Below are 20,215 nucleotides of genomic sequence, written 5' to 3'. Positions count from 1 at the left end.
TCCCCCTTTTCGCACTGAATTACCGCAAGAGCCCGAACAGTGGATTTTGAACCTTGGTGGTTGATTTTCGTGCCGGTATTGTTTGCGCTCGGCTGGCTGGCCGCGCGCTTCGATATTCGGCAGATGCTTCGGGAAACCCGCACCCTGCCCGACTCGTATTTCCGGGGGCTGAACTTCCTGCTGAACGAACAGCCGGACCGCGCAATCGACGCGTTCGTCGAAGTCGCCAAGCTGGACCCGGAGACGACCGAGCTGCACTTTGCACTGGGCAGCCTTTTCCGTCGCCGCGGCGAAATGGAACGCGCCATCCGGGTGCATCAAAGCCTGCTGAGCCGGTCTGACCTGCCGGCCGCCGAGCGCGAACACGCGCAGCATGAGCTGGCGCAGGACTTCCTCAAGGCCGGCATGCTGGACCGCGCGGAAAGCGGATTTGAACAGCTCAAGGACACGCGCTATGCGCTGCCGGCCCTGCGCTCACTGATCCGCATCTTTGAATCCGAACACGATTGGCCGCGCGCTATTGAAGCCGTCAAGACGCTGCAAGGCCTGGTCGACGAGCCGGTGCCGCAGATCGTGCATTACTACTGCGAGCAAGCGCAGACCGCCCTGACCGCCAAGCCCGCCGACGTCGATGCCGCGCACAAGGCGCTTGATGCCGCCGATCACGCCCTCTCGATGACCGACGCGTCGCTGAGCAAGGGCGCGATGGTGCGCACCGCCATGCTGCGCGCGCGCCTGGCGCTGATGGAACAGGATCCCAAGCGCGAGCGGCTGTATCTGGAGTCGGTCATGACCGACGCGCCGGAGTACGCCGGCTTGGTGGCCGAACAGTTGCTGGCAAACTATCGCGCCGCCGCTCAGGTCCAAGCCGGGCTGGAATTCCTGCAGAAGCAATATCAGCGTCATGCGTCGCTGGACCTGTTCAACGTGGTGTTCCGCGAACTTCGCGTTCAGCAAGGTTCGGCTGTTGCCTGGGCATTCGCGCGCGGCGCGCTGCGCAGTCATCCGTCCCTGTTGGGCCTGGACCGCCTTCTGGAAGCCGAATTGGCCAGCCCGGAAACCGGCGTTACTGAACAGGGGCCGGTGCCCGGCGCCGACCTGACGCTGCTGCGCAGTCTGATCCACAAGCATACACAGCGGCTGGACCGCTATGCGTGCCGCAGTTGCGGTTTTCAAGCGCGTCGTTTTTACTGGCAATGTCCCGGCTGCAATGCCTGGGAAACCTATGCGCCGCGCCGTTTGGAAGAACTTGAATGAAGCCTTTCCCCGCCGAAGCTATTTCGCGTAGCCGCGTTCTTGTGGTTGGCGACGTGATGCTGGACCGTTATTGGTTTGGTGAAGTCGAACGTATTTCGCCGGAAGCGCCGGTGCCCGTGGTGCGCGTGGCGCGCCGCGAAGACCGTTTGGGCGGCGCCGCCAACGTGGCCCGCAACGTCGCGGCGCTGGGCGGCCAGGTGACCCTGGTTGGCGTGTTGGGCGAGGACGAGGCGGGCGACAGCATCCGCCGCCTATCCGCCGAGGCCGGCATTCATGCCGACCTGATCGCCGACCCATCGCTGCACACCACGCTGAAGATGCGCGTGCTGGGCCGCCAGCAGCAGTTGCTGCGCGTGGATTTCGAACAGCAACCGGAGCAGGCCGCGCTGGATCGCGTGGACGCCGCGTTAGCCCGCCATCTGGCCAACCACGACATCGTCGTGCTGTCCGACTATGCCAAAGGCGTGCTGACCCGCGTCGAGTCGCTACTGGCCATGGCGCGCCATGCCGGCATACCGGTACTGGTGGATCCCAAAGGCGACGACTACGCGCGCTATCGCGGCGCGACGCTGGTCACGCCGAACCGCTCGGAAATGCAGCAGGCCGTGGGCCGTTGGAATTCCGAGGCCGAACTCACCGATCGGGCGCAGCGCTTGCGCGCCGACCTGGACCTGGAAGCCTTGCTTGTGACGCGTTCCGAGCAGGGCATGACGTTGTTTACCGACACGGGACGCGACCACATCGACGCGCAAGCGCACGAAGTGTTCGACGTGTCTGGCGCGGGCGACACCGTGCTGGCGACGCTGGCGGTCTCGCGCGCCATCGGCTTGCCGTGGCCCGAGGCGATGGGCTGGGCCAACAAGGCCGGCGGCATCGCCGTGGGCAAACTTGGCACTTCCGTCGTCACTGCAGCCGAACTGGCAGGAGAACCCTCATGATCGTCGTAACCGGAGCCGCAGGCTTCATTGGCAGCAATCTGGTGCGCGGGCTGAACCGCCGTGGCATCCAGGACATCATCGCGGTGGATGATCTGACCGAAGGCGACAAGTTCGTCAACCTGGTCGATTGCCAGATCGCCGAGTACATGGACAAGGATGATTTCCGCCGCCGGGTGGCCGACGGCAGCTTGCCCGGGGTGCGCGCCGTGCTGCATCAGGGCGCGTGCTCGGACACGACCGAGCGCAATGGCCGTTACATGATGGACAACAACTACCGGGTCACGCTGGAGTTGTTCGAGTTCTGCCAGGCGCGGCGCATTCCGTTCCTGTATGCCTCGTCGGCGGCCGTGTACGGAGGTTCGTCCATCTACGTCGAACATCCGGATAACGAAGGCCCCTTGAACGTCTACGGTTATTCCAAGCTGCTGTTCGACCAGGTGTTGCGCAAGCGCATGGACAGCCTGACGGCGCAAGTCGTGGGGCTGCGCTATTTCAACGTCTATGGGCCGCACGAGCAGCACAAGGGGCGCATGGCCTCGGTGGCATTCCACAACATGAATCAGTTCCTGGAGCATGGCCATGTGCGCCTGTTCGCGGGTTGGGACGGCTACGTGGACGGCGGACAGAGCCGCGACTTCATCTCGGTCGAAGACGTGGTGGCCGTGAACCTGCATTTCCTGGACCACCCGGAACAGTCGGGCATCTTCAATTGCGGCACGGGGCGTGCCCAGCCGTTCAACGACGTGGCGGCGGCGGTGGTGAATACCCTGCGCGCCGAGCGCGGCGAAGCGGAGCTGACGCTGGCTCAATTGGTGGAACTGGACCTTATCCGCTATATCCCGTTCCCCGATGACCTCAAAGGCCGCTACCAGAGCTACACGCAGGCGGATGTGACGCAACTGCGCGCGGCCGGTTTCCACGCGCCCATGCGCGACGTGCAGACGGGCGTGGCCGAGTACGTGCGCTATTGGCGCGCGCGCCGTTAAGAGCGGCATGGCCGGCGGGGCCCTGGCATCGCGTTGCTCGGGATAGAAAAACCACCGTTCCGGTGGTTTTTTTTGTCTCTCCGTATTTGCCTGCCCCGTAGTTGCCGAGGTGGATCTTTCCGTTCACCGAACCACCGGGCAGAGAGCCGGTTGGCCATGATTCAAGGGTGACGCGACAGCCGTTGCGTCCGTTCCATCCGGAGACCCTTATGAATGCACTGTATCCGTCCTCGCTCGCCGCGAATGGCGCCTGCCCGGCAGGGCGTCTGCCTTGCCGGCCGGGGCGATCCGCGTTTCCCCGGCGCATCCCGCGCGGCCTGCGCCGGACGTTGGGCGTGCTGCTGGTGACGGCGGGGCTTGGCGTGGCGGCAGCGCCAGCCCATGCGTTGGATGTCAACCAGGCCAGCGCTCAACAACTTGAAGGCATCCGCGGCATCGGTCCGCGCACCGCCGAGATCATCGTGGGCGAGCGTGACCGCGGCGGCAAGTTCGATTCATTCGAAGACCTGGCGGAGCGCGTGCGGGGCATCGGCCTGAAAAAGGCGCAAGCCCTGGAATCGGCCGGTTTGCAGATTGGAGCCGGCGGCCCGGCGACAACCGCAGCGCCCTCCGCCAAGCCGGGAGACAAACCGGCAGCCAAGCCAGGGGCCAAACCGGAAGCCAAATCGGCAACCAAACCCGCATCCGGACCGGCCACCTTGAAGGCGAGGGCGACGCCTCGGTCTTGAGCGGTGGCCGCCTGACGGGGGAACCCCTGGCGGGAGCGCGGCTTTTGGCCGCGTCCGCCGCCGGGCGGAGTTATTATCGTCCGCATGACTACTACCTACCCCACTATCGAGCAGACCGTCGGCAATACGCCGCTGGTGCGTTTGCAGCGCATTCCCGGTGCCGCGGGCGACGCGCGTGGCAACGTCATCCTGGCCAAGCTGGAAGGCAACAATCCCGCCGGCTCCGTGAAGGACCGTCCGGCCTTGTCGATGATCAAGCATGCGGAAGCGCGCGGCGACATCAAACCGGGCGATACCCTGATTGAAGCCACCAGTGGCAACACCGGCATCGCGCTGGCCATGGCCGCCGCGATGAAGGGCTACCGCATGATCCTGATCATGCCGGACAACCTGTCGGTGGAGCGCCGGGCGGCCATGGCGGCCTATGGCGCCGAATTGATCCTGACGCCGGCCGACAAGGGCGGCATGGAATACGCCCGCGACCTGGCCACCGAGATGCAGGCGGACGGCAGGGGCGTGGTGCTGGATCAGTTCGCCAACCCCGACAACCCCCGCGCGCACGTCGAAACCACCGGTCCCGAGCTCTGGGACCAGACCGATGGCCGCATCACGCACTTTGTCAGCGCGATGGGCACGACGGGCACCATCATGGGTGTGTCGACCTACCTGAAGTCGCGCAATCCGGCGGTGCAGGTGGTGGGCGCGCAGCCGGCCGAAGGTTCCCAGATCCCCGGCATCCGGAAGTGGCCCGAAGCCTATCTGCCCAAGATCTTCGACCGTAGCCGCGTAGACGCCTACGAGTCCATCGAGCAGTCGGAAGCCGAAGTCATGGCGCGCCGCCTGGCGGCGGAAGAGGGCATCTTTGGCGGCATTTCGTCCGCTGGCGCCCTGGTTGCCGCCTTGCGCGTGGCCGAGCGCGTCAACGACGCCACCATCGTTTTCATCGTGTGCGACCGTGGCGACCGCTATCTGTCCACGGGCGTCTTCAACTGAAAACCTGACCATCGCCGCAGCGGCGGTCCGCGATCAGAAGCGCCCCGTCCTGCGGGGCGTTTCTGATTTCCGCCAGCGCCAGGTCAGCGCGTGACGCGGGCTTCGATCTCGCTGGCCAGGTCCGCGACCGACGTGGCGTAGAAGTAGCTTCGGTTGTATTTCGTCAGCGCAAAGAAGTTGGGCGTGCCGACGCGGTACTGCGCCGTGCCGCGCGCTTCTTCCACCAAGTCGACCACGCCCAGCGGCTGGCTGCCCCAGCCAGTCACGGAAGCGCCCGCTTGCAGGCGCGCGCCCGCGGCCGACAACGTGCTCCAGCTCTGCTTGGGTTCCAGGCCGCCATCAACAAGCGCCGTCGGATCGGCCGGCAGCACCACCGGCGCGAACACGGGCAGGCCGCGTTGCCAGCCGTGCTGGGCCAGGAAGCTGCCCACGGACATGATGGCGTCCTGCGTGTTGTTCGTCAGGTCGATATGGCCGTTGTCATCGCCGTCCACCGCGTAATGCATGATGCTGGTCGGCATGAACTGGGGCATGCCGATGGCGCCGGCGTACGAGCCGCGCGTTTCCAGTTCCAGCTTGTCTTTCATGACCAGCGTCAGGAAGTCGCCCAACTGGCCGCGGAACATCGTTGCGCGTTCAGGCTTGTTGGGATCGGGGTAGTCAAAGGCCAGGGTGGCCAGCGCATCCAGCACCCTGAAATTGCCCATGTTGCGGCCGTACAGCGTTTCGACGCCGATGATCGACGCGATGATGGGCGCGGGCACACCGAAACGCTGTGCGGCCTGATTGAGCAGGTCGCGGTTTTCGTTGTAGAAGTCCACGCCCCAGCCAATGCGCTTGGGCTCGACAAAGCGTGACCGGTACGTCAGCCAACTGCGCCAGATCTTCTTGCCCGGCGCAGAGGGCGCGATCAGCCGCGACACCGTGGCGTTGTAGCGCGACCCTTCCAGCGCCTTGACCATCGGGTCCAGCGGCAACTGGCGTTCCGCGGCCAGCGCTTCCACGAAACTGCGCACTTCCGGCCGCAACGCACCGGTGGCGGTCAGCGTGGCGGGCGCGTCGTCCGGCAGTTCGGAGCCTGGTGTCGGCGTACTAGGTCCGATGCGAATGGCGGTGTTGCCAGAGGCGGCCACGGATGGGGTGGCAAGGGAATTCGGGGCAGTGGGAGCGGTGGTGGAGCAGCCCGCCAACAGGGCGGAGAGCGCTCCGAGTTGCAGTAATCGCCGACAGATGAACATAATCTTCCTTATGGAGACCATGTATCTTACCCACCCGGCATGCCGCTTGCATGAAATGGGCAGTTGGCATCCCGAAAGCCCGCAGAGGCTGGACGCCATTTCCGACCAGCTTCTGGCCAGCGGCTTGATGCCCTATCTGGATGACAGGCAGGCGCCTCAGGCGTCGCGTCACGACCTGCTGCGCGTGCACACCGTCCAGTATCTGGACAGTTTGCAAGAACATACGCCGGACCAAGGGTATTACCCGATAGATCCGGACACCCTGATGAATCCCCATACGTATGAAGCCGCGTTGTATGCGGCTGGCGCGGGCGTGGCGGCGGTGGATGCGGTGATGGGCGGCGAGGCGCGCACGGCCTTCTGCGCGGTCCGTCCGCCCGGGCACCATGCCTGCCGCTCGCAAGCGATGGGATTCTGCTTTCTGAACAATGTGGCGATCGCGGCGCGCCATGCGCTGGATTTCCACGGTTTGTCGCGCGTGGCCATCGTGGACTTCGACGTGCATCACGGCAATGGCACCGAAGACGTGTTCGCGGGCGATGATCGCGTGCTGATGTGCAGCTTTTTCCAGCACCCCTTCTTTCCGAACAGCGGCACGGAAAACCCGGCCGCCAACATGTTGAACGTTCCCGTGGCTGCTTACACGACGGGCGCCGCGGTCAAGGCGATCGTGACGGACACGTGGCTGCCCCGGCTGGAGGCCCATCGCCCGGAACTGATCCTGGTGTCGGCCGGTTTCGACGCGCACCGGGAAGACGACATGGGCCAGATGGGGCTGGTCGAGGCCGACTATGCCTGGATGACCGAGCAGCTTGTGGACGTGGCGGAACGCCACTGCCAGGGACGGATCGTCAGCACGCTGGAGGGCGGTTACAACTTGTCGGCCTTGGGCCGCAGCGTGGTTGCGCATATACGAGCGCTGGCGAAGCTGTAGAATCAGGAAAAAATTGTGCAATGCGATCCTGGCGCATCGCCGGGTCATTATTTCCATTTGGAGGCAGCGGGATGAAGGTGTTGGTACCTGTCAAGCGCGTCGTTGACTACAACGTCAAGGTGCGAGTCAAGTCGGATCAGACTGGCGTGGATATCGCCAATGTGAAGATGTCCATGAACCCCTTTGACGAAATCGCCGTCGAAGAAGCGACCCGCCTCAAGGAAAAGGGTGCCGTCGCTGAAGTTGTGGCGGTTTCTTGCGGCGTTGCGCAATGCCAGGAGACGCTGCGCACCGCCATGGCCATCGGCGCCGACCGCGGCGTGCTGGTCCAGACCGACGCCGAGCTGCAGCCGCTGGCCGTCGCCAAGCTGTTGAAGGCGCTGGTCGACAAGGAACAGCCGCAACTGGTGATCCTGGGCAAGCAAGCCATCGACGACGACGCCAACCAGACCGGCCAGATGTTGGCTGCGCTGCTGGACTGGCCGCAAGCCACGTTCGCCAGCAAGGTCGAACTGGCCGACGGCAAAGTCACGGTCACGCGCGAAGTGGACGGCGGCCTGGAAACACTGACGCTGAAGCTGCCGGCGATCGTCACCACCGACTTGCGCCTGAACGAGCCGCGTTACGTCACGCTGCCGAACATCATGAAGGCCAAGAAGAAGCAGTTGGACACCGTCACGCCCGAAGAATTGGGCGTTGATGCGGCTCCGCGCCTGAAGACGCTGAAAGTCAGCGAACCGCCCGCCCGCAAGGCCGGCATCAAGGTGGCGGACGTTGCAGCCCTGGTGGACAAACTCAAGAACGAAGCGAAGGTGGTCTGAACATGACGACGCTGGTTATTGCCGAACACGATAACGCCCAGTTGAAGGGCGCAACCCTGAACGCCGTCGCCGCCGCCGCCAAGATCGGAGGCGATGTGCACGTGCTGGTCGCCGGCGCCAACGCGCGCGCCGTGGCCGATCAGGCCGCCGCCGCCGCAGGCGTGGCCAAGGTCTTGCTGGCCGATGCGCCGCAATTGGCCGACGGCCTGGCGGAAAACGTCGCGGCGCAGGTGCTGGCCGTGGCTTCCAACTACAGCCACATCCTGTTCCCCGCCACTGCGTCGGGCAAGAACGTGGCGCCGCGCGTAGCCGCCAAGCTCGACGTCGCGCAGATTTCCGACATCATCGGCGTGGAATCCGCCGACACGTTCCTGCGCCCCATCTACGCGGGTAACGCCATTGCCACCGTGCAATCGGCCGATGCCGTGAAGGTCATCACCGTGCGCACGACGGGCTTTGACGCCGTCGCCGCGCAAGGGGGTTCGGCGGCCGTCGAAGACGTGGCTGCCGTGGCTGATTCGGGCCTGTCCACGTTCGTGGGCCGCGAAGTCGCCAAGAGCGATCGCCCCGAACTGGCTGGCGCTCGCGTGGTGGTGTCGGGCGGCCGTGGGTTGGGCAGCGCCGAGAACTTCAAGATCCTGGATCCGCTGGCCGACAAGCTGGGCGCGGCATTGGGTGCGTCGCGCGCCGCCGTCGATGCCGGTTATGCCCCGAACGACTGGCAGGTTGGCCAGACCGGCAAAATTGTTGCGCCGCAGTTGTACGTGGCCGTCGGTATTTCCGGTGCCATCCAGCATTTGGCCGGCATGAAGGATTCCAAGGTCATCGTCGCCATCAATAAAGACGCCGAAGCCCCGATTTTCGGGGTGGCGGATTATGGCCTGGTGGGCGATTTGTTCCAGGTCGTGCCTGAACTGACCAGCGCGTTGTAAAACGCCCGGTCATGCAATATCAAAAACCGCAGGCATTCGCCTGCGGTTTTTTTTTGCCCCGGATAATCTGCATCCATTTGTCATGGCTTTAGTATTTCTTTTGATTTTCTGAAAGATTCTGATAATGTGTTCCGCGCGCAGCAGGATTGTTTGCGCACGTGCTCGACCTGTACAGAACGAAGGAGATTCGGGATGGATTGGTTCTTTGACACATTGCGGAAGTACCCAGAATTAGCGATCTTCCTGACCTTGGGATTGGGTTATTGGATCGGCGCCAAGAAGATCTTCGGTTTCAATCTAGGCGCGGTAACAGGTACTTTGCTGGTGGGCGTGCTGGTCGGGCAACTCGACATCACCATCGCCCCAATTCTCAAGCAGGTGTTCTTCCTGCTCTTCCTCTTCGGTCTAGGCTACGGCGTCGGGCCACAATTCTTCCGCGGCATGAAAAGCGATGGCCTTCCCCAGGTCATTTTTGCGGTCATCATTTGCGTAATTTGCTTGCTGGTCACCTGGGCCACCGCCGTCGGATTCGGATTTGACGCCGGTACCGGTGCGGGGTTGCTGGCCGGTGCGCAAACCATTTCAGCGGTGATGGGTGTGGCGACGGACACGATCAACGGCCTGGGCGTGGATGCCGCGACCAAGAAGAAGTGGATCGACAGCATCCCGGTGGCCTACGCGGTCTGCTACATCTTCGGTACGGTCGGCAGCGCCTGGTTGCTGGCCTCGCTGGGCCCCAAGCTGATGGGCGTGGACATCGTCAAAGAGTGCAAGGAATACGAAGCCAAGATGTCTGGCGGCGCCGATTCCATGGAGCTGTCCGGCTACCGCAAGTTCACGGCGCGCGCCTATAAGCTGGATCACACCGATCTGGTCGGCAAGACGGTGGGCGATCTGGAAGCGCGCTTCGTCGACGCTCGCGTGTTTGTGGAGCGTATCCGCCGGGGCGACCAGATCATCGATAACGACTCCAGCACGGTGCTGCAGGCGGGCGATGTGCTGGGCATGGCGGGGCGCCACGACGCGCTGGTCTTGCAGGCAGGCGGCATCATCGGCAATGAAGTCGAGGACAAAGAAGTCATCAATCTGCCCGCCGAGATCGTCGAGGTGGTGCTGACCAACAAGAACGTGGCCGGCAAGACGCTCAAGGAACTGGTCGAAAACGAAACCGTGCGTGAGCTTGGCCGGGGCGTGTTCCTGCGCAAGGTTGTACGAGGCGGCCATGAGATGCCGGTCAATTGGGGGTTGAAGCTTGACCGCGGCGATCGCCTGTTCGTGCTGGGTGCCAAGCGTGACGTTGAGCGCGTCGTGGGCAAGCTGGGATATGTGGACCGTGCGACCGAGCAGACCGACATGGTGTTCGTCGGCTTCGGCATTTTGCTGGGCGGGCTGTTCGGTTCGCTGGTGCTGACGGTCAGCGGCGTTCCCATCACCTTGTCGACCTCCGGCGGCGCGCTGATATCGGGCCTGATTTTCGGTTATCTGCGGTCCGTGCATCCCACCTTCGGCCGCGTACCGGAACCGGTGCATTGGTTCCTGACGTCGGTGGGGCTGACGGCCTTCGTGGCGGTGGTCGGCATCACGTCCGGGCCGGGCTTCGTGCAAGGTTTCCAGCAATTGGGCGCCAAGCTGTTCGTGGCGGGCATCATTGCCACCAGCGTGCCAATGATCCTGGGCGTGTTCATCGCCCGATATGTCTTCAAATTCCATCCTGCCATCGTGCTGGGCGTTTGCGCTGGCGCTCGCACCACGACGGCTGCGATCGGCCAGATCACCGAGACGGCCAAGAGCCAGGTGCCCGCCCTGGGCTACACGGTGCCCTATGCAATCGGCAATACCCTGCTCATCATCTGGGGCATTGTCATTGTCATGTTGATGACCTAGTGGGACGCCCCGCAAGCCTGTTTCGGGCTTGCGGGCAGCACCTCGGGGCTGCGGGCGTGCCCGCCCGCGCCGCCCCGGCCAGCGATTGTCAATACGCAACCCAGGAGTACTGAATAATGGCTTCCACCGCGCCTCTCACCGTCAGTTTGGCTTCTACCTTGAAGACGACCCGCTCGCGTCAACGCGACCTTGAACAACTGTCGCCGTTTGAACTGAAGGATTATCTGATTACGTTGGCCAAGGAAAATCAGCAGACGGCCGCTTTGACCATGTTGAACGCGGGCCGGGGCAACCCGAACTGGATCGCCACCGAGCCGCGCGACGCCTTCTTCCTGATGGGCCAGTTCGCCATGAAAGAGGCGCGCCGCGTGCGCGACGATGCCATCCTGGCGGGCATGCCGGCAAAGAAAGGTTGCGCCGACCGCTTGCGAAAATTCCTGTCCAAACACAAGGGCGAGGATGGCTACGACTTCCTGGTGGGCGTGCTTGAATACGGCGTCAAGATCAAGGGTTTCGATCCGGATGAATGGATCCACGAACTGAGCGACAGCATCATCGGGGACAACTACCCCGTGCCGCCGCGCGCGCTGGTGCATACCGAACAGATCGTGCATGACTACCTGATCAAGGAAATGTGCGATGGCCGGCCGCCCAAGGGCAAGTTCGATTTGTTCCCGGTTGAAGGCGGCACCGCCGCCATGTGCTACATCTTCGACTCGATGATGCAGAACGGCCTGTTGAAGCAGGGCGACACGATTGCGCTGTTCCTGCCGACCTTCACGCCGTATATCGAAATCGCGCACCTTGAGCGTTTCCAATTCAAGATCGTCGCCATCAACGCCAGCAGCCTGCGGGCCGACGGCACGCACGATTGGCACTATCCCGCCTCCGAAATCGCCAAGCTGGAAAATCCGAAGATCAAGCTCGCCGTGACGGTGAACCCCAGCAATCCGCCGTCGGTCGCGTTCAGCCCGGTCGAGATGAAGCAGATCGTGCGCTTGATCCGCAAGAATCCCGATCTGGTGCTGGTCACGGATGATGTGTACGGCACCTTCGTGCCGAACTTCCGGTCGTTGATGGCCGAAGTGCCGCACAACACCATCTGCGTCTATTCCTTTTCCAAGAACTTCGGTTGCACGGGCTGGCGTCTGGGCGTGATCGCCACGCACGAGAAAAACACCATGGACCGACGCATCGCCGAACTTCCTGCGGCGTGGAAGCAGCGTCTGAACAAGCGCTACGGCGCGATGACGATGGAGCCCGAAAAGCTGAAGTTCATCGACCGCATGGTGGCTGACAGCCGCAACGTGGCGCTGAACCACACGGCCGGCCTGTCCTTGCCGCAGCAGGTACAGATGTGCTTTTTTGCGCTGTCTCACCTGCTGGATCTGAAGGACGCCTACAAGCACCTGACGATGCAGATCGTGCGTGCGCGCCGCGACTCGCTGTGGAGCGGCCTGGGTATTCCGTTGCCGCCGGAAGATCCCATGCGTGCCTGGTATTACGTTGAACTGGACTTCATGGTGTGGGCCAAGGTCATGTATGGCGACGCCTTCTGCAAGTACATGACATCGAACTACGAGCCGGTGGACTTCCTGTTCCGCCTGGCCGAAAAATCCGGTGTGGTCTTGATGGATGGCGGCGGCTTCGGCGGCCCGCCGTGGTCCATCCGCATCTCGCTGGCCAACCTTGACGATGCCGATTACGCCAAGATCGGCAAATACATGGTCGAGTGCGCGACCGAATACGTCGAGGCATGGAAGGCGTCCGAACTGGTGCGTTCGGGTCCGACTGCCGGCAAGGGCCAGACGGTGAAAGCGGGTGCGGCCAAGCGCGTGGCAAAGACGGCCACGAAGAAGGTCGCCAAGACGGCGGTGAAGAAAGCCGTGAAGAAAGCAGTCAAGCAAGCGGACACGGCGGCCAAATCCGCCAAGAAGGCCACCGCCCGCAAGTAGACAACCACAGGCGACATGAGCTATGACGTGCTCGATCGGATTTTTCAATAACGTCCCCATCGCGGTGTTGTTCGTCACGGTGGGTTTGGGATATCTGATCGGCAAACTGAAGGTCGGGCCGATCCAGCTGGGGGGGGTGTGCGGAACGCTCATCGTCGCCCTGCTGATCGGCCAGACGGGTTGCCAGATGCGCGGCGACCTGAAAGAGGTTGCGTTCGCTCTGTTCATTTTCGCCATGGGCTACTCCGGTGGCCCGCAGTTCTTCGCCAACCTCAACCGGTCCAGCCTGCGCTACATCGTGCTGCCGATCATCGAGGCCCTGTTGGTGCTGACCATCGTGCTGGCGGCCGTGCCCTTGTTCGGCCTGGACGCCGGCACGGCGGCTGGTCTGGCGGCGGGGGCGGCCACGGAATCCGCCGTGGTGGGCACGGCTGCCGAGGCGCTCAAGCACCTGGGACTGCCGGATGCCGAGGTGCAGCGCATGGAGGCCAACATCGCCACGGCCTACACGCTGACCTATCTGGTGGGACTGATCAGCATCGTCTTCTTCACCAGCCAAGTTGCGCCGGCGCTGTTGCGCATCAATCTGCGCGAGGCCTCCAAGGCCCTGGAGGAAAAGCTGGGCGTGGCGTCGGGCGACGAGGAAGACGTCAATCTGCCGACATTGCCAAGACTGGTGGGGCGTGCCCATGTGGTGAAGGACGCCAACGGCATGAACGTGGCCGACGTCGAGGCGCAACTGGGCGGGCGGACGGTGATCAGCCGCATCCTGCGCAATGGCGAGGCGGTCGACGCCACGCCGGAAGACACCCTGGCCACGGGTGACATCGTGGTGGTGCTGGGCCTGCGCCGCTTCGCGTTGCGCGCCGGTTCAGTGGTCGGCCCTGAAATCCAGTTGCCCGAAGCGCATGCGGAGGACCTGCAACTGAGTGAACTGGCCATCATCGTCAGCAAGAAGGCGATCAACGGGCACACGCTGGCCGAATTGGGCAAGCGGCCCGGCGCCCGGCGCGCGCGCGGCGTTTTCGTTCAATCCATCGTGCGGTCCGGCCATGTGCTGCCCCTGACGCCGGCTACCGTCGTTCAATACGGCGATCTGGTGACCTTGGTGGGAACCGAGCCGGAGCTGTCACAAGCCGGTGCCGCGTTGGGCAACGAATTGCGCCGCAGCGGCGTGACCGATCTGGTGTTCCTGGCGTTCGGCATCCTCGTCGGCCTGATGATCGGCGCCCTGAGCGCCCGCTTGTGGGGCATCCCGGTGTCGCTGGGCAGCGGGGGCGGCGCCCTGGTCAGCGGCCTGGTCTGCGGCTGGATCAACGCCAAGCGGCCCGCCATCGGCCATATGCCGGACCATGCGGTGCAACTGCTGAAAGATCTGGGCCTGGCGGTATTCGTGGCCTGCGTGGGCTTGTCCGCGGGGCCCGAGGCAATTTCGCTGATTCGCGAACACGGTGCCGTGCTGCCCTTGATCGGGCTGCTGGTGTCGCTGGGGCCGGCCTGCCTGTCGCTGTGGGTGGGCCACAAGATCCTGAAGATCGAGGGGCCGCTTCTGGTGGGTGCCATCGCCGGGCAGCACGTCAGCACGCCCGCGATCAGCGCTATCTTGGGGGCCAGCGGCAGCTCCGTGCCGCTATTGGGTTACACCGTGACCTATGCCATTGCCAATGTGCTGCTGCCGGTGCTGGGGCCGATCATTGTGTCATTGGCGTACCATCTGAGTTAGCGCCCGTCCGGCTATCCGCCGGATGATGCGGCGCTTGACGCATCCCGACGCGTGCAATCAGACGCGCGTATCAAGAAACGCATCCGACTCCGAGGCGCTCCGCGCCTCGGGGTCCGTTGCACACGGAGACACCATGCCTTACGTAACCCCGCTGCAGGACTTCCGCTTCGCCCTGAAGGAACTGGCCGGACTGGACGATATCCTGAAACTTCCCGGATTCGGTGACGTCACCCCCGACCTGGTGGACGCCATCCTGGAAGAGAACGGGCGCTTCGTGGAGCAGGCGGTGGCCCCCTTGAACGTGCCCGGTGACACGCAGCCGCCGGTCTGGAAGGATGGGCAGGTAAGGACCACGCCGGGCTACGCCCAGGGTTTCAAGGATTACGCGGCGGGGGGCTGGCAAGGCTTGCAGCATCCGCAGGCATGGGGCGGGCAAGGCCTGCCCAAACTGGTCGCCGCGGCGCCTGGAGAGAACATCCAGGCGGCCAGCCTGGCCTTCTCTTTATGCCCGATGTTGACGGACGGCGTGATCGAAGCCGTGCTGACCGTGGGGTCGGAGGCGCAGCGCAAGCAATACGTCCCCAACCTGATCAGCGGCAAGTGGACCGGCACCATGAACCTGACCGAGCCGCAGGCCGGTTCGGACCTGGCCCAGGTCGCCACGCGCGCCGTCCGGCAGGACGACGGCAGCTTTCGCCTGTCGGGCCAGAAGATCTTCATTACCTATGGCGAGCACGACCTGGCCGAGAACATCATCCATCTGGTGCTGGCCCGCACCCCGGACGCGCCAGCGGGGGTGAAGGGGATTTCGCTTTTCATCGTACCGAAGTTCATGGTCGAGGCCGACGGCAGCCTGGGCGAGCGCAATGATGTCTGGTGCGCCTCGCTGGAACACAAATTGGGCATCCATGGCAGCCCCACGGCGGTGCTGCTGTACGGCGCCGGCAAGGGCGAAGTGGGCGAGGGCGCCGTGGGCTATCTGGTCGGTGAATTGAACCGTGGCCTGGAATACATGTTCATCATGATGAACGCCGCGCGCTATGCCGTGGGGCAGCAAGGCATCGGCGTGTCCGAACGCGCCTACCAGCATGCGCTGGCGTATGCGCGCGAACGCGTGCAGGGACGCGCGGTGGAAGGGTCGGCGGGGCCGGTGGCGATTGTGCGGCATCCCGATGTGCAACGCATGCTGTTGACCATGAAATCGTTGACGGAGGCCGCCCGCGCGGTGTCCTACGTGACGGCGGCGGCGCACGACAAGGGCACGCACCATCCCGATCCGGAGCAGCGTTCGCGCAACCGCGCGTTCTACGAATACATGGTGCCCATCGTGAAAGGCTTCTCGACCGAGACCGCGGTAGAGGTTGCGTCACTGGGCGTGCAGGTGCACGGCGGCATGGGGTTCATCGAGGAAACCGGCGCGGCGCAGTTCTACCGCGACGCCCGCATCCTGCCCATCTATGAAGGCACCACCGCGATCCAGGCCAACGATCTGGTCAGCCGCAAGACGCAGCGTGACGGCGGCGCCACCGCCTATGCGGCCATCGCCGCCATGCGCGAAACGCTGCGCGCCGTGGAAGCGGAATCCACGCGCGCCGCCGCAGCGGAACGCGATGCGCTGCGGCTGCTGCGCGACAACCTGGATGGCGCCATCCAGGCGTACGAGGCGGGTGTGGGCTTCATCCTGGAGCAGTCGGCCGCCAACATCCGGGCGGTCTACTCCAGCAGCGTTCCATACCTGATGCTGGCCGGCGTGGTGCATGGCGGCTGGCAGATGGCGCGCGCGGTGCTGGCGTGCCGAAAACACCTGGCCGCGGGGTCCACGGACCCGTTCCACAAATCGAAAATCGCGACAGGATTGTTCTATGCCGCGTACATCCTGCCGCGCGCGTTGGCACTGTCCGCGGCGGTTCGGGCCGGGGTGGTCGCAGAGGCGTGCGGCGCCGCTGCAGATATTGCATAAGGTTATATGGCTTGCGTATTTCCCCAGCCAAAGGTTTGATGGAAGAATCGTTTTACCCGCGGTAATCTCCGCATGGAACGACTTCCCCGGTGGCAGCGGTCGCGCGCCGCCGGTCCCCCACTGAATCCGCATACAGGAGAAACCATGAGTCATCTACGTCTGGGCGATACCGCCCCTGATTTCGAACAGGAATCCTCGGCTGGCCCTATCCGCTTCCACGAGTATCTGGGCAACAGCTGGGGGGTGCTCTTTTCGCACCCGGCCGACTTCACGCCCGTGTGCACGACCGAACTCGGCTACACCGCCAAGCTGGCGGACGAATTCGCCAAGCGCAACGTGAAGGTGCTGGCGCTGTCGGTGGACGGCGCCGATTCCCATTCCAAGTGGATCGAGGACATCAACGACACGCAATCGACCAAGGTCAACTTCCCGATCCTGGCCGACAAGGACCGCAAGGTGTCCGAGCTGTACGACATGATCCACCCGAACGCCAATGCCACGCTGACGGTGCGTTCGGTGTTCATCGTCGACCCCAATAAAAAGGTGCGCCTGATCATCACGTATCCGGCCAGCACCGGCCGCAACTTCAACGAGATCCTGCGCGTCATTGATTCGCTGCAATTGACCGACAGCCACAGCGTGGCCACCCCGGTCAACTGGGAAGACGGCGATGACGTAATCATCGTGCCGTCCTTGCAGGACGAAGCGGTGATCAAGCAGAAATTCCCCAAGGGCTACAAGGCCGTGCGTCCGTACCTGCGCATTACGCCCCAGCCGAATAAGTAAATTCGAATTCCGGGGGGTAGCCTCCGCATTCCGCGGGCGTTCCACCGCCGCCCGAACCGCCGCCTTTCCATAGGGAAACGCGGCGGTTTTTCATTGTTGGGACACGGATCCTATATGTCTGGGAGCGATGAGCAATCAAAAAATGATTCGTTCCGTTCAGAATGGCCAGCCAGCACACTTGCTTCCATATTGCCAAATACAGGGAGCAAGGGATGTCTTTCGGGAAAGCCGGTTGGTTGGCCGCGTTAGCGGCGGTGACATTTTCGCTGGCGGCGGTCGCGCCGGCGCAGGCTCAGCAAAAGCAGACGCTGCTGAACGTCTCGTACGACCCGACGCGCGAGCTGTACCGCGCCATCGACGACGCCTTCATCAAGCAATACAAGGACAAGGCCAACGTCGACCTGACGATCCGCCAATCGCACGGCGGCTCCGGCCGCCAGGCGCGCTCTGTCATCGACGGCCTGGAAGCCGACGTGGTGACGCTGGCGCTGGCCTACGACATCGACGCCATCGCCGACCGCGGCCTGCTGCCCGCGAACTGGCAGAGCCGTCTGCCGCAAAACAGCTCGCCCTATACCTCCACCATCGTCTTCCTGGTGCGCAAGGGCAACCCCAAGGCCATCAAGGACTGGGACGACCTGGTGAAGGACGGCGTCCAGGTCATTACCCCGAACCCGAAGACGTCGGGCGGCGCGCGCTGGAACTACCTGGCCGCGTGGGCCTATGCGCTGGAGAAGAACGGCGGCAGCGAAGAGAAGGCGCGCGCCTATGTGGGCGACCTGCTCAAGCACGTGCCGGTGCTGGACACCGGCGCTCGCGGCGCCACCACCACCTTTGTCGAACGCGGCGTCGGCGATGTGCTGCTGGCCTGGGAGAACGAAGCGTTCCTGGCGCTTGAAGAACTGGGGCCTGACAAGTTCGACATCGTGGTGCCGTCGCTGTCGATCCTGGCCGAGCCGCCGATCGCGATCGTGGACAAGATCGTGGACAAGAAGGGAACACGGGCCGCGGCGCAGGCCTACCTGGAATTCCTGTACACGCCCGCCGCGCAGGAGATCATCGCGAAGAACTATTACCGCCCGATCGACAAGACGGTGGCCGCCAAGTACGAAAGCAAGTTTCCCAAGGTCAAGCTCGTCACCATCGACGACAAGATCTTCGGCGGCTGGCGCAAGGCGCAGAAGGACCACTTCAGCGACGGCGGCACGTTCGATCAGATCTATCTGCCGCAGAAGAAATAAACGGACAACGAGCGGACGATAGTCATGACTACAGCCTCGAACCCGGCGGCAAACGGCGCGCAAGCGCCTTTTGCCGTTCGGCGCAACAGCCCCGGCGTGCTGCCCGGATTCGGCATTTCCATGGGATACGCGGTGCTGTACCTGAGTGTGCTGGTGCTGATCCCGTTGGCCGCGCTGCCCTTGAGAAGCGCCGAGCTGGGATGGCAGGGGTTCTGGGACACCGTGACGGCGCCTCGGGTGCTGGCGTCGTATCAGCTGACCTTCGGCGCGTCGTTGCTGGCCGCGCTGGTGAACCTGGTGTTCGGCACCGTGGTGGCGTGGGTGCTGGTGCGGTACCGCTTCCCCGGCAAGAAAATCCTGGACGCGCTGGTCGACCTGCCGTTCGCGTTGCCGACCGCCGTGGCCGGTATCGCGCTGACCGCGCTGTATTCCGAAAAAGGCTGGCTGGGCGCGCCGTTGTCAAAATGGTTTGACCTGAAAGTGGCGTTCACCCCGCTGGGCATCGTGATCGCGCTTATCTTCATCGGCGTGCCGTTCGTGGTGCGTACCGTGCAGCCCGTGCTGGAAGACGTCGAGCGCGAGATCGAAGAGGCCGCCGCCAGCCTGGGCGCCAGCCGCTGGCAGACCATCCGCCGCGTGTTGCTGCCGACCATCCTGCCTGCGCTGATGACGGGCTTCGCCCTGGCGTTCGCGCGCGCGGTGGGTGAATACGGATCGGTGGTCTTCATCGCGGGCAACATGCCCATGGTGTCCGAAATCACGCCGCTGCTGATCATTTCCAAACTTGAGCAGTTCGACTACGCCGGGGCCGCCGCCATCGCGACGGTGATGCTGGTGCTGTCGTTTGCGCTGTTGTTCATCATCAATCTGTTGCAAGGCTGGCAGGCCCGCCGCAACCAGGGGAGGCTCGCATGAGCGCATCGGACCGTCCGCCGCATCTGACCGAGCCGCGCTGGGTGCGCGGCGTGCTGCTGTTCATCGCCTTGGGATTCCTGACGCTGTTTCTGCTGGTGCCGTTGGCGGCGGTGTTCGCCGAGGCGTTCAAGAAGGGCTGGGAGTTGTACCTGGCGGCCATCGTCGAACCCGATGCGTTGTCGGCCATCTGGCTGACCTTGCTGGTGGCGGCGATCGCGCTGCCGGTGAACCTGGTGTTCGGGGTAGCCGCCGCCTGGGCCATCACGAAGTTCCAGTTCCGGGGCAAGCAGTTCCTGATCACGTTGATCGATCTGCCGTTTTCGGTGTCGCCCGTTGTGGCCGGCCTGGTGTTCATCCTGCTGTTCGGCACGCAAGGCTGGCTGGGCGGCTGGCTACAGGAACACGACGTCAAGATCGTATACGCCGTGCCCGGCATCATCCTGGCCACGCTCTTCGTGACCTTTCCGTTCGTCGCGCGCGAACTGATTCCGCTGATGCAGGCGCAAGGCAGCGAGGAAGAGCAGGCCGCGCTGACGCTTGGCGCCAATGGCTGGCAGATCTTCTGGCGCGTCACGCTGCCCAACATCAAGTGGGGCCTGCTGTACGGCGCGATCCTGTGCAACGCGCGGGCCATGGGCGAGTTCGGGGCGGTGTCGGTCGTGTCCGGGCAGATACGGGGGCTGACCAACACGATGACCCTGCATGTAGAGATTCTCTATAACGAATATCAATATTCCGCGGCATTCGCGGTGGCCTCGCTGCTGGCCTTGCTGGCGCTGGTGACGCTGGTGGCCAAGAACGTGGTCGAGTGGCGCAACGCGCGCTTCCTGCGCGCGGCGGACCTGCCCACCGAGTACCCCGGTCCGGCGGCGGCAACCCTCAAACCTGCCGTCGCCTGACGCGGTCGGTTCAGACGGAGACAAG

The 20,215-nt window shown here is 63.8% G+C and carries 17 protein-coding genes; 16 read left to right on the top strand and 1 reads right to left on the bottom strand.

The window, feature by feature from the left end; translation table 11 throughout:
- The first annotated feature begins 39 nt into the window (after positions 1–39).
- The 5 genes from lapB (at position 40) to cysM (ending at position 4,902) form a co-directional block, all read left to right on the top strand.
- Positions 40–1,257 (top strand): lipopolysaccharide assembly protein LapB, encoded by a 1,218-nt coding sequence (lapB, locus tag ACE039_RS20295; RefSeq protein ID WP_448709932.1) that lies wholly within the window; start codon positions 40–42, stop codon positions 1,255–1,257.
- Positions 1,254–2,195, top strand: a complete 942-nt coding sequence (gene rfaE1 / locus ACE039_RS20290; protein WP_448709933.1) for a D-glycero-beta-D-manno-heptose-7-phosphate kinase — start codon at positions 1,254–1,256, stop codon at positions 2,193–2,195. The genes lapB and rfaE1 overlap by 4 nt, the downstream gene beginning before the upstream one ends.
- Complete coding sequence (gene rfaD / locus ACE039_RS20285) at positions 2,192–3,181, top strand: ADP-glyceromanno-heptose 6-epimerase (protein ID WP_448709934.1); 990 nt, start codon at positions 2,192–2,194, stop codon at positions 3,179–3,181. The genes rfaE1 and rfaD overlap by 4 nt, the downstream gene beginning before the upstream one ends.
- Before the next feature lie 335 nt (positions 3,182–3,516).
- Positions 3,517–3,909 carry a ComEA family DNA-binding protein gene (locus ACE039_RS20280; RefSeq protein WP_485823195.1) on the top strand — a complete coding sequence of 131 codons (393 nt, stop codon included), beginning with the start codon at positions 3,517–3,519 and terminating at the stop codon, positions 3,907–3,909.
- An 84-nt stretch (positions 3,910–3,993) separates the two neighbouring features.
- Positions 3,994–4,902: a cysteine synthase CysM gene (gene cysM / locus ACE039_RS20275; protein WP_105554962.1), complete on the top strand. Its 909-nt coding sequence runs from the start codon at positions 3,994–3,996 to the stop codon at positions 4,900–4,902.
- Positions 4,903–4,985: 83 nt separating this feature from the next.
- On the opposite strand, the gene mltB is transcribed toward cysM, so the two are convergent.
- On the bottom strand, positions 4,986–6,140 hold the full coding sequence (gene mltB, locus ACE039_RS20270) for a lytic murein transglycosylase B (protein ID WP_485823194.1): 1,155 nt from the start codon (positions 6,138–6,140) through the stop codon (positions 4,986–4,988).
- Positions 6,141–6,150: 10 nt separating this feature from the next.
- Here mltB and ACE039_RS20265 point away from each other — a divergent pair, with 10 nt between their 5' ends.
- The 11 genes from ACE039_RS20265 (at position 6,151) to cysW (ending at position 20,190) form a co-directional block, all read left to right on the top strand.
- Positions 6,151–7,074, top strand: coding sequence for a histone deacetylase family protein (locus ACE039_RS20265; protein WP_485823193.1), 924 nt, complete (start codon positions 6,151–6,153; stop codon positions 7,072–7,074).
- A gap of 71 nt (positions 7,075–7,145) precedes the next feature.
- A complete protein-coding gene (locus tag ACE039_RS20260; RefSeq protein WP_013392406.1) occupies positions 7,146–7,895 on the top strand; it encodes an electron transfer flavoprotein subunit beta/FixA family protein in 750 nt (249 codons plus the stop codon).
- A gap of 2 nt (positions 7,896–7,897) precedes the next feature.
- Positions 7,898–8,827 (top strand): electron transfer flavoprotein subunit alpha/FixB family protein, encoded by a 930-nt coding sequence (locus tag ACE039_RS20255; protein ID WP_105554956.1) that lies wholly within the window; start codon positions 7,898–7,900, stop codon positions 8,825–8,827.
- 192 nt (positions 8,828–9,019) lie between these two features.
- On the top strand, positions 9,020–10,711 hold the full coding sequence (gene aspT, locus ACE039_RS20250) for an aspartate-alanine antiporter (RefSeq protein ID WP_485811404.1): 1,692 nt from the start codon (positions 9,020–9,022) through the stop codon (positions 10,709–10,711).
- A gap of 116 nt (positions 10,712–10,827) precedes the next feature.
- Positions 10,828–12,666, top strand: a complete 1,839-nt coding sequence (locus ACE039_RS20245) for a bifunctional aspartate transaminase/aspartate 4-decarboxylase (protein WP_485811403.1) — start codon at positions 10,828–10,830, stop codon at positions 12,664–12,666.
- 22 nt (positions 12,667–12,688) lie between these two features.
- On the top strand, positions 12,689–14,389 hold the full coding sequence (aspT, locus tag ACE039_RS20240) for an aspartate-alanine antiporter (protein WP_485823192.1): 1,701 nt from the start codon (positions 12,689–12,691) through the stop codon (positions 14,387–14,389).
- A 133-nt stretch (positions 14,390–14,522) separates the two neighbouring features.
- Complete coding sequence (locus tag ACE039_RS20235; RefSeq protein WP_485823191.1) at positions 14,523–16,349, top strand: acyl-CoA dehydrogenase family protein; 1,827 nt, start codon at positions 14,523–14,525, stop codon at positions 16,347–16,349.
- Between the two features lie 144 nt (positions 16,350–16,493).
- Entirely contained in the window at positions 16,494–17,135 is a 642-nt protein-coding gene (locus ACE039_RS20230; RefSeq protein WP_105554951.1) for a peroxiredoxin, read from the top strand.
- 212 nt (positions 17,136–17,347) lie between these two features.
- On the top strand, positions 17,348–18,376 hold the full coding sequence (locus tag ACE039_RS20225; protein ID WP_105554950.1) for a sulfate ABC transporter substrate-binding protein: 1,029 nt from the start codon (positions 17,348–17,350) through the stop codon (positions 18,374–18,376).
- 24 nt (positions 18,377–18,400) lie between these two features.
- Positions 18,401–19,291 carry a sulfate ABC transporter permease subunit CysT gene (gene cysT, locus ACE039_RS20220; RefSeq protein WP_369868202.1) on the top strand — a complete coding sequence of 297 codons (891 nt, stop codon included), beginning with the start codon at positions 18,401–18,403 and terminating at the stop codon, positions 19,289–19,291.
- Entirely contained in the window at positions 19,288–20,190 is a 903-nt protein-coding gene (gene cysW / locus ACE039_RS20215) for a sulfate ABC transporter permease subunit CysW (protein WP_485811400.1), read from the top strand. The genes cysT and cysW overlap by 4 nt, the downstream gene beginning before the upstream one ends.
- Positions 20,191–20,215: the final 25 nt, after the last annotated feature.

This window comes from Achromobacter maghribensis, assembly GCF_057334215.1.
The sequence above is the reverse complement of the archived record's forward strand: the minus strand, read 5'-3'. Positions and strand labels throughout refer to the sequence as shown.